The sequence below is a fragment of the Bradyrhizobium sp. genome (assembly GCF_016213215.1).
GTDB lineage: Bacteria > Pseudomonadota > Alphaproteobacteria > Rhizobiales > Xanthobacteraceae > Bradyrhizobium.
Window position 1 is genome coordinate 1 of record NZ_JACRAW010000016.1, and the last position, 13,868, is coordinate 13,868.

Consider the following 13,868-nt stretch of genomic DNA (forward strand, 5'->3'; position numbering starts at 1 on the left):
GGCTCTTCTTATCGGGCTCCGAGAAAGCGGTGCACGGGGATAGCCGCCTGGTGGCCGAATCCGGAGCCCGGTGCAACGACTTAGGCAGTCGTTGCCACACAGGAGAGCTCCGATGACATATTTTGTGGGATTGGACGTCGGTCTTGAGGAAACAAGCGTCTGCATCATCGACAGCGAAGGACGTACTATTCGCGAAGTCAAAGTGAGCACCGAGCCAACGGCAATCCGCTCCGCTCTTGAGGGCTACGCGGATCGCCTGGAGAGAGTGGGAGTCGAGGCATCATCGCTTGGCATCTGGCTTTACCGCGAACTCAGCCCAGCCGGGCTTCCGATCATTGTCGTCGAAGCGCGCCACATGCGGGTTTCGCTGTCAACAATGCGCAACAAAACCGACCGAAACGATGCGCGCGGCATTGCACAGATGATGCGGCTGGGCTGGTACCGCGCTGTCCATGTCAAGAACATGGAGATGCAGAAGATGCGCACGTTGCTGGCGCATCGAAAGCTGCTCAAGCGCAAGTTGATCGACATCGAAAACCACATTCGTGGCGCGCTCCGGGCCTATGGTTTGCTGGTTGGAACAGTCGGCCGAGGCGGTTACGAAGCGCGCGTCCGCGAGCTGCTCGAGCGGTGCGATCCGATCTTCGTGATGACCATCGAAGCCATGTTAGATGTCCGACGGGCCATCTTCGAAGGCTTCGAAAGATTGCACAAGGTGGTCTTGCTGGCCGTTCAACATGATCCGGTGTGCCGGCGTCTGATGACGGTGCCCGGCGTCGGCCCGATTGCGGCGCTTTCCTTCAAGGTCGGAGTCGATGACCCGCGGCGTTTTGCGCGATCGCGAACGGTAGGCGCCCATTTTGGCTTGACGCCGAGGCGACACCAGTCTGGAACGTCCATCGACTTCGAAGGGCGTATAACCAAGCAAGGGGACGTTGCTGTTCGAGAGGCGCTTTGCGAGGCCGCAGCAAGCCTTCTGCTGCGCGTCAGAACATGGTCCGCATTGCGCGCCTGGGGTCTGCGGATCGCGAAGCGGTCGAGCATGCTCTGCGCGATCGTCGCCGTTGCGCGCAAGCTAGCGAGCATCTTGCATCGGATGTGGGTCAGCGAGACTGACTTCCACGTCGGGTTTGGTGCCAAGGTCACGCAGCGGTTGCGATTGAAACCGGCACAGTGACTGATGCGCAGACGACGACGGATTAGCGCTGGGTTTGCACCCAGCACGTTGAGGAGGATCAGACATTAGAGATCCGCGCGCGCGGTGAGCGTCCCCTGGCGGGGCCGCGAAACGGGGAATGTCCGCTATCTCTTGCCTGCTGCCGCCCTTCGGGGACGAGAGCGCCTGACTGCTTGGACAGCCCTGTTTACGAACCTGAGGAAGAGCATGCGACGGCGCAAGTGCTGAACGCGAAGGAACGCATGGACCCCGCCTGGTGAATGCACGTCGCGGTCGCGGCTGTGGTGAAGCTCGTGCGTTGTTGATGGAGGGAAGCAGCGATGCGTATTGTGCGAGAAGTCGAAGAAAAGCGTAGGAATGAGTTGACTTTGCCCGCCCGATTAGGAAGGCAAGATAAAGCGGATCTTTGATCCGCGCTCCCTTCGGTCGGAAAGGGTTTGTCTGCACATTGGTTTTTGCAATTTGCGGCGACGTCTGAACGGCACCGCGCAAGGTGCGCGGCTGTCTGCGCAGAGATTTCTGCGTTTGATCTCAACCTTCCAGGCGATGGCGCTCGCAACGTGCGTGAGGAGGACTCGCCGCCGATTGTTCGCAATCATGCGCGTTGATGCGATTTGACGCGATTGATTCCCGATAGCTCTTGTAGCGCTTCATTTCGGTGCCAATCGTCGCGTGATGGCACGAGATGAGAGTGAGCATTTTCGGGTGAGGCCTGGGCGGTCCCGCGGCGGCGGGACACGGGTCAATCCGCGGACGCAGCCGTTCTTCAAGCAGGTCGAAATCGCCGTGCGCAAGTCGGGCGGCGATCCCCGTCGGATCGGCGCTGTTACGCACTGGAGGCGCGGCCGGGAACGGGCAGGGACAGGCCGGTTCAATGCCCGCGGCCGCGGTGCGAAGGTCGTCGCCGCGTTTGCTCGGGAGGGTGGGGACGGTGGCTGGCAAAGGGACTCCGCGGGCCGCTTCCGGGCGCGACGGGTGGTGGTCAAAGCAAGGGTGGTCCGGCTCAATCCGCGACGGCAGGGCGCGCGCGGGCCCAAGGTGCGGACAACGACAAGTCGGGCGGTGGATACCCATCTGCGCTACCTCGAACGGGATGGGGTCACCCGGGACGGCGAACGGGGCAAGGCCTATTCCGCATTCGAGAGCGAGGCCGACGGCAAGTCCTTCGTCGAGCGGGGCCGGGGCGACCGCCACCAGTTCCGTTTCATCGTGGCGCCGGAGGATGCCGACGAGATAGCCGACCTTCGCAGCTTCACCCGTGACCTCATACGCCAGATGGAGCTGGACCTCGCTACCCGGCTCGACTGGATCGCGGTCGACCATCACAACACCGGCCATCCCCACACCCACGTCATCGTCCGTGGCGTCCTCGATGACGGCCGAATCCTCAACATCGCTGGCGACTACATCGCCCATGGCATCCGCCATCGGGCCAGCGAACTTGTCACCCGGGAGCTCGGTCACCAGAGCGAGATCGAGCTTCAGGCCAAATTGCAAAACGAGGTCGGGGCGGAGCGCTTGACCCGTCTCGACAAGATGCTCCTCAATGAACAGCAGGAGCACGGGGTGATCGACCTGCGGCCAAGGGAAGGCGCGAGCTGGCTGGTCCGCGAGAACCGCCATCTGATGATCGGCCGGGTCAGGCAACTGGAAGGCTTCGGCGTTGCCACCGAGCTCGAGCCGGGAAGGTGGGTGGTCTCGGACTGCGCCGAGCCGACCCTGAAGGCGCTGGGCGAGCGCAACGAGGTCATCAAGACCATCCACCGGGCGCTCGCCCGGAACGGTCTCGACGAGGCCCGCGGTGTCGGCCAGTTCGCCCTTCACGGCGAAGGCTCAGGCCGAACGATCGTCGGCCGGGTCCTGGCCAAAGGCCTGGCCGGGGACGAGATGGGCGAGCGGGTCTATCTGGTCGTCGACGGCGTCGATGGCCGGGTCCATCACCTGGAGTTCAAGGACCCAGCCCGGATCGAGGAGGTCGGCCGGGACATGATCGTTGAGGCTGCCCCGGTCGTCTCCGGCCCCAGACCCGCCGACCGCAATATCGCAACCAATGCCGCAGAAGCCGATGGCGTGTACCGGCCGAGCCGGCACCTTCAGCGCATTCGCGACAGCTTTGAGCAGCAGGGCAAGGATCCCGAGGCTTATGTCCGCTCCCACGTCCGCCGGCTGGAGGCCCTGCGGCGGGCCGGGCAGGTCGAGCGGATCGATGCCGATCATTGGAAGATCCCCAAGGACATCGTCGAACGGGGGCAGGCTTGCGATCTCAGCCAGGGCGGCGACGGGCTCAGAGTACGAACGCTGTCGGCCCTCAATCTCGAGCAGCAGATCGGCAGTGACAGTGCGACCTGGCTCGACCGCGAGATGACCACTCGCGGCCGTACCGGGATCAGCGACAGCGGCTTTGGCCGCGAGGTGAGCAAAGCGATCAATCGTCGCGCCCAGCAACTTGCCGAGATGGGCCTCGCGACGGCCAAGGACGGCAACATCCGCGTTCCAGCGCACACCGTGGCGATCCTGGAGCGACGGGAGGTCGCGCGCGTCGGCGAGCAGATGGCGCGAGAACGCGGTCTGACGTACGCGCCGACCAATGCGGGCGAGTACATCAGTGGCCGCCTTGCCGGTGTCGCCAGCCTCGTCAGTGGCCGCTTTGCCATGATCGAGAATGGGCTCGGTTTCCAGCTAGTGCCGTGGCAGCCCGTGCTCGACAAGCGCATCGGCCAGCACATCGCGGGCCTTCAACGGGAAGACGGCGGCGTTGAGTGGAGCTTCGGAAGGAAACGGGGGCTCAGCCTGTGACATCGAGGCAGCGGTTTCGCAAGCAGCGATTCGAAGCGCATTCGTGCGAGCCTGCATCCGAAGGACCCTCAGCCGCAGAACACCTTCCCACTCGATGGTCTTCAATGAGAGCCTGCGCTCCTTTCAGGGGGCCAGGCCGCCGTCGCTCCGTCAAGGCTGGCGCGTCCCGCGCCCCCGCTTCGCGGCGCTGGCCTTGACCGAGCGCCGCCGGCCCGGCAGTGGCTCGGCAAGCGCTCAAGGCTTAACGGGAAACGGAACGTTTCCTCATCCTGGCACGGGATTCGGGTGACGATATCGCCCTTTCTGCGAGAACCGGTCCGATCCATCCGTTTCGGGATCTTGGCAACTAATGAGCAGAATCGCCGGCAGCAAGCATTTTTGCGCTCGGCTACGACGGCCCGACTTCCCGACTCCCGTTCTGTGTTTGCTCGTTGCTGTTCGTTCGATGGACGTAATGAGGGAGCGTCGGCATGGCAGCGGAAGACGAAAGCGAAGGTACTCGTCCGGCCGATGACAATGGATCGCGCTCAGGTCAGTCGCCTGACCCACGCATTCTGCGGATTGCAGCAGCTATCGGCCGACAGCTTGCTCGTGAACAGGTTAAGCCGCCGGTCGCCGCCAATGACAACGAACCGTCGCCACGATAGAGACAGTTTTTCTACCTACAACTTCATCTACTCGGTTCATTTGCAGGCGATGGTTAGCCTCCGGAGCAAAGTGGGTAGACGCAGTTGGAAAGACCAGCGTCATGACGGCGGTGCAAATTGTAGAATCGATGTGACTAGGCTGATCCGGGGGAAACGTCATGCTCAAGGTTGCGCTTTACGCCCGCTATTCGACCGACAATCAGAGCGTGGCCTCGATCGAGGATCAGTTTCGCGTCTGCCGTGAGCACGTGGGCAGGGAGGGGTGGCAGGTCGTCAATTCTTATCAAGACGCCGCCATCTCCGGCGCCAGCGTCATTCTCCGGCCGGGCATCCAGTCGCTGTTGCAGGATGCTCAGCGTAGCCGGTTCGATATCGTGCTCGCCGAAGCGCTGGATCGCATCTCGCGCGATCAGGCTGACGTGGCTACGCTATTCAAGCATCTCCGTTTTGCCGGCGTGCAGATCGTGACCCTCGCCGAGGGCGAAATCTCCGAGCTCCATGTCGGCCTCAAAGGCACGATGAATGCGCTGTTTCTGAAAGACCTCGCCGCCAAGACGCATCGAGGTTTGCGGGGACGTGTGGAGAAGGGCAAGGCGGGCGGCGGGCTCTGCTACGGCTACGTCGTGGTGAAACGTACCAACAGCGAGGGCGAGCCGGTTCGGGGCGAACGCAAGGTCAATGACGCCGAGGCCTCCGTCGTTCGCCGCATCTTCCGGGAGTTCGCAGCAGGAAAGTCGCCACGCGCCATCGCGACTGATCTCAACCGGGATGGCATTTCCGGCCCGTTCGGCCGCTCCTGGGGAGATACGACGATCCGGGGACACGCCTGCAGGGGCAACGGCATCATCAACAATGAGCTTTATGCCGGCGTGTTGGTCTGGAACCGGCAGCGCTTCATCAAGGACCCGAATACTGGCAAGCGTGTGTCGCGTCCGAATCCTGAGGCCAAATGGATCAGAACCGAGGTGCCGGGATTACGCATTGTCGACGACGAGCTATGGCAGCGCGTGAAGTTGCGTCAAGCCGAGCTTGCGAAGCAGTTCGAGGCAACCACCAACGGCGTCCGTGCCGCTCGCGCAGAGCGGCTGAACCGGCTGCGCCGCCCGGCTTTCCTTCTGTCGGGCCTGCTCACCTGCGGATGCTGCGGTGGCAAATATGGCATCATCGTCAACGATCGCTACGGCTGTCTCAGTCGTTTCCGCAGGGGAACCTGTCAGAATGGCCGTACCATTCGCCGCGATGACATTGAGCGCGCGTGCTGGCGGGACTTACTGACAAGTTGGTATCGCCCGAGGCCGTGGCGGCCGCAGTGCGTGCCTATGCCGAGGAGATCAACCGCCAGAACCATGAACGGCGAGTACAAGCAGAAGCGAGCCGCCGCGCCCTTGAGAAGATAGAGAGGAGCATTAAAGGGATCATGGAAGCCATCGAGGATGGCATGTACCAACCAGTTATGAAGGCGAGGATGATTGAGCTGATGCAGCAGAAAGCCGAGATCGAGGCTCGGCTTTCCGAAGCTCCGGCAGATCTGCCAGATGTGCATCCGAATATCGCGGAGCATTACCGCGCCAAGGTAATCCGCCTTGCGGAAACGTTGGCCGAGCCGGGGTCCGACGGGGAGGCCCGCCAGGACATCCGCTCGCTCATTGGCGAGGTGGTGATCACGCCAGGCGATAAACGAGGTGAGACCCACGCCATACTACGCGGCGAGTTGATGGCCATTCTTGACTGTGTCGCGGGTCGTCCGAGGTCTCCAAAACCTGGAGTTATAACAAACGCGCTTGCAGGTCCCCGCAACCAAATAGAGTGCCGTTCGTTCAGCACCAAAATCAAAAAGCCGCTCATCAGAGCGGCTTTTTGTCCTCCACAACCGAAGCCTTGGGCCGGAAGCGCGGCTGAACTCGCTCGCACTTCCGGAATCTTTATCCTCTGTACCTGTTGCTCACTTCGCGATGTAGCTGCGGTGTGTCCAGGCCTCCGGGCCGGCGGCAGCCGGGCGCGACACCAGTGACATGACGTCGGCGTTCTCTTTGACGCCAATCACCGACTTCTCCTTGGTTCGCGTTTCGACGGTCTTCGACTTCTCCGCGCCGGCGATGAACCCGTTGACCGCATCAACGGAAGGCGGCGTCGCCGCATTGGCGGCATCGCGCTCGCCGATGGCCTCGGTCACGCTGGCGCGCAGCAGCTTGGCCCACATCTTCCTGAACAGTCCGTTGGACGGATAGATATCGGCGCTGTTGATCTTGCCGTTCACCGCAAACACATAGCCGACGATGTCCCCGCCCTGCTCGCCCTTGTCTTGAAGCGCCGCAACATATTCGGACTGCTCGCGCGCAAGGCGGTCGTTCTCGAGCGTCAGCTCGAGGCTCGTTTGCGACTGCGGCGCCGTGACCGGCGCGCCAAGCTTGCTCGACAGCTTGCTCTGGATCTCTGCGACGTTCTTCCAGATCTGCCGCTGTCGCGAACCGACCGGGGCATTCCTGGCGTCACTCTTCGGCTCCTTTGCGCCGGCCATCTCGAGCTTGGCGGTGCGGGACGGCAGGTTGGCGTTCGCGCTGGAAAACGTCCGCGCGTCTTCGCGTCCGCGGGCCGACCATCGTCCGCTCTCGACGCAAAAGGAGTCGATCGGAATTACACCGGAGTGCGGCGGCAGCAGCAGGCTGACGCTGAGCACGCGATCCTGCTTGCCGCCCTTCACGATGTCGCCGGCCTGGATGAAGACTTCCTCGGCCCCGGTGTTCTCGACCTGCAACTCGTTGACCTGTCCGGTCTCGCGCACGGTCACGACTTTCTTTGCCAGCGCCTCCTGCAGGGTGAGCGGCACCGGTCCGCTGCGCGACTGGCCGTGTACGAAATAGATGGCAAGATTGCCATGTACCACCGGATCGGACAGGCGGTAGTCGCCGGGACCACTGTCTTCTGCATAGGCTGCGCTTGCGAGCCGCAAGCATAATGAGAGTGCGATCAGGACAATCTTCCATCTGCTGGTCATCGAGTGCTCCTTCATTTACCGCCAATGGACCGGGCGGACCTCGTGTCAGAGCGTTAGACGGGCAGGTGCAGAAATTTCGCCTCGATCGGAATTGACAGTGGACTTCAAATCCGATGCCGTCCGCCTGTCATCATGCGCGACGGAGGTATCCGGGGGATCTGTGACTGCACGGACCGATCAAGACGCAGAGCTTCTCGAAGCTGCCCTTCGCGGAGAAGCCGCAGCGGCGGCCAATCTGACGCGAGCCCTTGCTGACCTGGCGTGGGCCGCCTGTCTGCGCGTCACGCGCGGCGGGGCCGACACCGAAGCGGCATTCCGGGAGGTGATGGCGGCCCTGCGCGCGGACAGCTTCGCGCGCCTGAAGGGATTTGACGGACGGGCGCGGATGCGTGTGTACGCCGCGCTGGTGGTGCGAGACCTGCTGTCGGAGCGCGTGGTCAAGCTCCTGGCGCTCAACGCCGACACCGGATGGCGCTCTTTCGAGGCCTTTTTTGCCGAAGACATAAGGCGGATTATTCAGCGCAATCTGCCGGGGAAAGACCACCAGCAGAACCGCGAAGACGCCTACCAGGCGGTCTGCGAGGCATTGCTGAAGAACGACCTGCAAAAGCTTCGCGCCTATTCGGGCCGCGGCAGCCCTTCCGGATTCATTCTCCAGGTCGTCGAGAACCTGGTCGTCGATTACGTCCGCACCATCGTGCCGCGCCGGCGCCTGCCGGCATCCATTCAGCGGCTGTCAACGCTGGATCAATCGGTTTTCCGCCTGCTCTATTGGGAACGGCTCGCGCCTGACCACCGCATCCTGCTGCCCCACATCCCGCGCTCGGAGATTGAGCCCACCGCAGCGGAGGTCAACGAGGCCATGAGTCGGGTCCGGTCGGCGCTCCCGCCCGGCTACTCCTCGGAGAGCTATGGCCCCGACAGGATGGTCGACATCTCGGCCGCCGACGAGAGTGTGGTGGCCGGAGGCACCTCGGATTGGGCGGAGCCCACGCCCGAGGACCGGCTGATCGAGGGACAGGGGGCCAATCTTCTCGAGCAGGCCGTGGCGGTGTTGCAGCAGGCGCTGCCTCGGCTGAATGCGAACGAGCGTCTATATCTGCAGTACGCGCTTCACGGTTACCCGGCGCGGGAGATCGCCCGGCTGGCCGGCCTGCCGGTCGAGACCGTCCATAAGCTGGCACAGCGGGTGAAAAAGACATTGCGCGAAGAAATTAGCGAAACGGACGCGGTAAAAAAGTGGAGGCTGTCCGTCTAACGGATGGCAAGGAGTTTCCGAGCGTGGAAAAGCGCGAATTAGCCAGCCTGATCGAGGCGCTGTGTGAGGCCCCGCTGGACGGACGGGCGGAGAGCTCGGCCGAGCTGCTGGCCTTGCGCCGTGAGGCGGCCAAAGCGCTTGTTGAGGCCACCGGAACCGACGCGGCAGCCGAAATGAGTGCTGACCGGTTGATCGCAGCCCTTGCCGCGCTGCTGTCAGGTTCGGACTCCGAAGCCGCGCGCCTTGCTCTTGCCGATCGGGCGACGCGCCTTGATGCCGAGTCGGCGCTCGCCTTTGTCGATGCCGTCGAGCTATCGGCCCAGGCTGCGCCTGCCCATCTGGTGGAGGAACTGGTCGCGGCGGAGGCTCGGGCGCCGCGTGGCGGCGCCACCGCCCGGAGCGTGTGGTCGGGCGTGGCGGAAGGCTTCCGGCCGGCGCAACGCTGGCGAGTCGTGGGCGCGTGCGCCGTGATGCTGGTCGCGTCCGCAGCCGCATTGTCCCTTTATTGGGAAGAGACAGGTCAACTGGCAAATCCGCCTGCGTCCGTCGCGAAGAGAGCCAATCCCGAGAGCGGTCCGGCTGTTGCTGCGGGCGCGCCGGCCGCGCGTTCGCCGGTCTTGGCGCCTTCGGCTGTCCTGACGCCGCCGCCGGCCGTCTCGCCGCCGATCCTGGCGGAGTCGCAACCATGCGAACCATCTTCCAGGATCAGCGCGTCCGCTGCAAAGGAAAGCCGTTCGCTGGCCCGGGCTCAAAAGACTCCAATCGACAGCGATGACGCCTGCAATTCCGCGCCCGGCAATCGGCTCGTCGATACCGCGCTCAAGGAAGCATTGGAAAAGGCCGAACGGGCGCGGGCGGCTGCGGATGCCGCTGCCAAGATCGGCACCATGAAGACGGACCGCGAGTCGGTGCAAGCCGATCGGCTGGACCGGATGCCCGGCGTAGCGGCTGAGCGTCCCGCCGCTGCGGCCGGCTCGGCGCCTGCAGCCCTGCCCGCCAAGCCGTCGGCAGGGCGTTAGTCGCCCCGCCAGGCGCCTCGGTCGGCCGCGCCGCCGCAAGAAAATCCTTCGGCAGAAAAGTTCGAGCTGTCCGTCAAAGTCCTTGTCGGGCTGAAACGGTCCGACCACGACCATCACGCCGCCTCCGGCAGCTCCTCGCTGAGGCGGCAGCGCGCCGGCTTCGCTCTCCCCCCAGGCGTCCGTCGGCGGAGACGGGCGCTGCGAAGGATCACGCCCCACCACCATCGCAGCGCCCGTCCTTTCGTCAGTTGCGACACAAGCATCGCATTTGGAGAGATTTGCCAGGACCACCGAAGGCGGCGCCGGCTGTGTGCTGCTCCGAGGCGGCGGGTGCGGGTCATGGTTGATCCAGATCATCGCCCGACCAGCCCGCATCATGCCTATTCGCACGGCCGTGATCGAGTTGAAAAGGCCGGGCATGAAGATCGCCGTCGCCACCAAGGATTGGAGTGCCGTCAGCGGCCACGCCGGGCAGGCGCGGTGCTGGCTATTGTACGATCTGACGGATCAACGCGCCGGCAAGCCGCTGCCTTCGCCCACGCGCGTCGAGCTGAGCAAGGATCAGCTATTGCACTATTTCCGCGACGATGGCCCGCATCCTCTCGACGGGGTCGAGATCATCCTTGCGGGCAGCGCCGGCGACGGATTCATCCGCCACATGAAGAAGCGGGGCGCTGACGTGCTGCTCACGGGAGAGACCGATCCGGCAACCGCGCTTGCCCACATCATCGCCGGCGAAGCTCTCCCTGAACAGCGCTTCGACATCACGACCAGTCTGTGCAAATTGCGCGACCTGTTCTCGCGCCACTGACGCGCGATCCGCAAGGGTTTGTCTGCGTGCGAGCAGACTTTTCCGCACAAGGCTGCACCTGTGCCGAGTCGATGCGAGCGATACTGGCGCGAGCGTGATGGTCGACGGGGCTCTCGTCGTAATCGAAATCGCCAGGATCAGAAGCGCTGGCCGGACTCGTAAATCCGAGTCCGTACGACAACAAGCGTGTGCAGATGGTGGCGATCTCGCTCTCTCGGAATGCTGGAGGCTTGAATGTCAGGCATCCTTCCTGATGCCTGGAGCCCGGCCGTCCGGCTCAAGGTGTCCGTTGGGAAAGCCTGCTTCGGCATGACGCGCTTCGCCCAAGCCCCGGCGATAGGCGACCGGAGAAACGCCGAGAGAACGCTTGAATGCCTTGCTGAAGGCGGATGCGGATTCATAGCCGCAGCGTTCGGCCACGCGGTCAATGGTCATTGCCGGCTCCATGAGCCAGCGCGACGCGATCTGCATCCGCCAGCTCGTCAGATATTCGATCGGGGATGCGCCGATATGTTCAGCGAATTTCTCGGCAAGGACGGTTCTCGACAACCCCGCCCGCGCGCAAAGCTCCGCGATCGTCCATGGCTTCCACGGCTCGAGATGAATTGCCTCGAGCGCCGCCGCGAGCCGCTTGTCTTGCATGGCCGCGAATACACCGCCACGAACCTGCCCGGTCTCGATGCAATGGCGAAGGACAAGAATGAACAAGCTGTCGCACAGGCGTTCGATCACGGATTCGTAGCCGAATGATGAAGAAATCGATTCCGCGACGATCAATTCGATCAGCCTCGCCAGGATGTCCCCAGCATCGCTCCTGCGGATGATGATCTCCGGCGGCAACGCACGCCATAGCGGCGGCTGCGGAATTCCAAGCTCGATCTCTCCACAGACGAAGCCGACGTCGCCGTCGCGCCACTTGGTGATGCGAGTGCCGCTCATGTCAGCGGGCAGGTGCTCGGGGCTGTAGGACAGGAAGTGCTTTGCGGCATGGGGCATGAACAGCACCAGATCGCCTTCTGAAATCTCGAGCGGCGCCTGCAATGCAGGAGAATGTGCCCAGCCGCAGCCCTTGCCGACCAGATGAAACCAGATGGACCGGTCCGAATTGTGGTCCATCAACCATTGCCCGCACGCGCCGCCCGCATAGGCGAGCTTCGCCCGCAGATTAAGTCCGTTTGCGAGCGCAGTCAGCGCATCCATTTTCGCCCCCCGGATTCCCGGACATGAGTTCAGGTGTTGCGGACATGGGACGCGACGCGCACCGCCGCTAGCTTCGGCCGGCAGCAGGATGGGCAACCGATACCCTCCACGTCGGCTATGCCTCTGTCCGACCAGGCCTGCACCAACTGGAGACATGATGATGAAAGAGATTGCAAAACTGACCCTCGCCAAGATGACGTCCGAAGCGGCCGATCCGCGCGCGAGGGAGGCAATGGACGGCGTTCGCAAGTCCCTCGGCTTTGTTCCCAACATGTACGCGAACATGGCCAATTCACCAAGCGTGCTGGAAACGTATCTAACGGGATATAAATACTTCCGCGCCGACGGCGGGTTTGCACCGGCTGAGCAGGAAGTCATCTTCCTCACCGTCAGTCGCGAAAACGGCTGCGAATACTGCATGGCCGCGCACAGCATGGTGGGCGAGAAGATGTCCGGTGTGCCGGCGCCGGATCTGAAGGCGCTGCGCGCAGGAGAGCCTCTGCCGAACGCGAAGCTCCAGGCCTTGTCGGAGTTCGCGCGCATCATGGTGGCGAACCGTGGCAAGCCGACGCCGGCGGAGCTGAAGGCATTTCTTGCGGCCGGTTACAGCGAGCAGCACGTGCTCGCCATCATTCTGGCCATCGCCGTGAAGACGATCAGCAACTACGCCAACCATGTCTTTCACACGGAGGTGGATCAGGTGTTCGCGGCGTATCGATGGGACGTACCCAAGGCGGCGTGATCTTCAATCTTTCGTGGAGCGGTGCGCAGGGCGGCGAGAGATGGCCGCCCTGTCGGGGCCGTTGCAGCGCGCCAAGCCTGGCGGCACAAGACGAATTCCACGAGAACGCCAGAGTTCGACAATCGGACGAGCGCGGTGGAAGGGGGCGGCCTCCGCAAGAAGCTACTTCTGCAGCGTGAGTTCCACCTGATCGATCTTCACGGTGTTTGCAATCATTGAGGTGCGCACCCTCTTGGCGTGGATCGCCAGCCCGCTGTCGAGGTCGACGGTGACATTGATATTGTCGCGGATCGATGCGTTTTTCATCATGTCCTCGAGCACGCCCTTCGGCGCCTGCTTGCCGACTTTCGTGCCCAGGTCCTTCATCATCCGGAGGAACGAGTCGTTGTCGACCTTCTGCTCGACCTCGAACTCGGCCGTCTTGCTCTTCCGATCAGCCGCCTTCAAGGTCAATTGTCCTGTCGCCTTGAGTGGCCTGCCGCCGAACACGTTCGGAAGCTCCGTCTCGTAATCAGCAGGCTCCTTCATGCCGGGATCGACATTCGTTCCGTAGAACATCAGCCCGACGTCCCTGAGCGCGAGAACCTTCAGAGACTCCTTGGAGCCGGTGAGCTGCTCGATAATGCGGAGCAACACGGCGCGGTCTGGCGCACCGGTCGGTGCGGCCGCGTCAACGACCTTTCCAGCGGCCTCCTTGACGTCCTTGAAGTTGACGACCTCCTCGACCTCCCCGTCCCTGGTGACCAGAAACCTGACTTTCAGGGTCTCCAGGAACTTGAGAAGTTCGGCCATGGCCGGGTCCGCCATGGTCAGCTGCAGCTTCGGATCGAACACTGTTCGCCCGTTCTGAAGTTCGAGCAGATAACCGTTCCGCGTGCGGTCCAGCACCCGTAGCGAAACCGGCGTCGAACTCTCATGCGACTGTTTTGGCTTTCCGCCGGTTTCGGTGCTGCGGAAGATCTTCCATTCCCACGTGTACACCTGCCCCTTCTCGAGTGTGAGACGGAGCGTTGCCGCGCGCGCATAGGTCGAAAAAGCAAGGCCGATCGTGAGGCCGAGAACTGCGATCAGGCATGTCAATATGGAGAGTCGAACCATAGTGCCTCTTGCGGCAACAACAAAGGATTGTAGACCGCGCCGCAACGCTTCGCTGGAATTGCGGCTTTCGCGGCATGACCTGAAGCGTTTGTCGCACGAACGACGCCCAACGGTTCATGTTGGTG

Annotated in this window: 11 protein-coding genes; 8 read left to right on the forward strand and 3 right to left on the reverse strand. The window is 63.0% G+C overall.

Annotated features, from left to right (window positions below; all coding sequences use genetic code 11):
• Positions 1-112: 112 nt before the first annotated feature.
• The 4 genes from HY852_RS04040 (at position 113) to HY852_RS04055 (ending at position 6,631) form a co-directional block, all read left to right on the forward strand.
• Entirely contained in the window at positions 113-1,177 is a 1,065-nt protein-coding gene (locus tag HY852_RS04040; protein WP_291602837.1) for an IS110 family transposase, read from the forward strand.
• Between the two features lie 786 nt (positions 1,178-1,963).
• Positions 1,964-3,973: a DUF3363 domain-containing protein gene (locus HY852_RS04045; RefSeq protein ID WP_291602839.1), complete on the forward strand. Its 2,010-nt coding sequence runs from the start codon at positions 1,964-1,966 to the stop codon at positions 3,971-3,973.
• An 805-nt stretch (positions 3,974-4,778) separates the two neighbouring features.
• A complete protein-coding gene (locus HY852_RS04050) occupies positions 4,779-6,017 on the forward strand; it encodes a recombinase family protein (RefSeq protein WP_291602841.1) in 1,239 nt (412 codons plus the stop codon).
• 20 nt (positions 6,018-6,037) lie between these two features.
• Positions 6,038-6,631: a hypothetical protein gene (locus HY852_RS04055; RefSeq protein ID WP_291602843.1), complete on the forward strand. Its 594-nt coding sequence runs from the start codon at positions 6,038-6,040 to the stop codon at positions 6,629-6,631.
• Here HY852_RS04055 and HY852_RS04060 read toward each other — a convergent pair.
• Entirely contained in the window at positions 6,563-7,615 is a 1,053-nt protein-coding gene (locus HY852_RS04060) for a DUF6569 family protein (RefSeq protein ID WP_291602845.1), read from the reverse strand. The genes HY852_RS04055 and HY852_RS04060 overlap by 69 nt on opposite strands.
• Before the next feature lie 97 nt (positions 7,616-7,712).
• Here HY852_RS04060 and HY852_RS04065 point away from each other — a divergent pair, with 97 nt between their 5' ends.
• The 3 genes from HY852_RS04065 to HY852_RS04075 all read left to right on the forward strand — a co-directional run bounded on the left by HY852_RS04065 (position 7,713) and on the right by HY852_RS04075 (position 10,703).
• Positions 7,713-8,873 (forward strand): sigma-70 family RNA polymerase sigma factor, encoded by a 1,161-nt coding sequence (locus HY852_RS04065; RefSeq protein ID WP_291602847.1) that lies wholly within the window; start codon positions 7,713-7,715, stop codon positions 8,871-8,873.
• 23 nt (positions 8,874-8,896) lie between these two features.
• Positions 8,897-9,892, forward strand: coding sequence for a hypothetical protein (locus HY852_RS04070; RefSeq protein ID WP_291602848.1), 996 nt, complete (start codon positions 8,897-8,899; stop codon positions 9,890-9,892).
• Between the two features lie 418 nt (positions 9,893-10,310).
• On the forward strand, positions 10,311-10,703 hold the full coding sequence (locus tag HY852_RS04075) for a hypothetical protein (RefSeq protein ID WP_291602882.1): 393 nt from the start codon (positions 10,311-10,313) through the stop codon (positions 10,701-10,703).
• Positions 10,704-10,940: 237 nt separating this feature from the next.
• Here HY852_RS04075 and HY852_RS04080 read toward each other — a convergent pair whose 3' ends face one another.
• Positions 10,941-11,903 (reverse strand): AraC family transcriptional regulator, encoded by a 963-nt coding sequence (locus HY852_RS04080; RefSeq protein WP_291602851.1) that lies wholly within the window; start codon positions 11,901-11,903, stop codon positions 10,941-10,943.
• 160 nt (positions 11,904-12,063) lie between these two features.
• Between HY852_RS04080 and HY852_RS04085 the strand changes: the two genes are divergently transcribed.
• Complete coding sequence (locus tag HY852_RS04085; protein ID WP_291602853.1) at positions 12,064-12,645, forward strand: carboxymuconolactone decarboxylase family protein; 582 nt, start codon at positions 12,064-12,066, stop codon at positions 12,643-12,645.
• A gap of 162 nt (positions 12,646-12,807) precedes the next feature.
• Here HY852_RS04085 and HY852_RS04090 read toward each other — a convergent pair whose 3' ends face one another.
• Positions 12,808-13,743, reverse strand: coding sequence for a hypothetical protein (locus HY852_RS04090; protein ID WP_291602855.1), 936 nt, complete (start codon positions 13,741-13,743; stop codon positions 12,808-12,810).
• Positions 13,744-13,868: the final 125 nt, after the last annotated feature.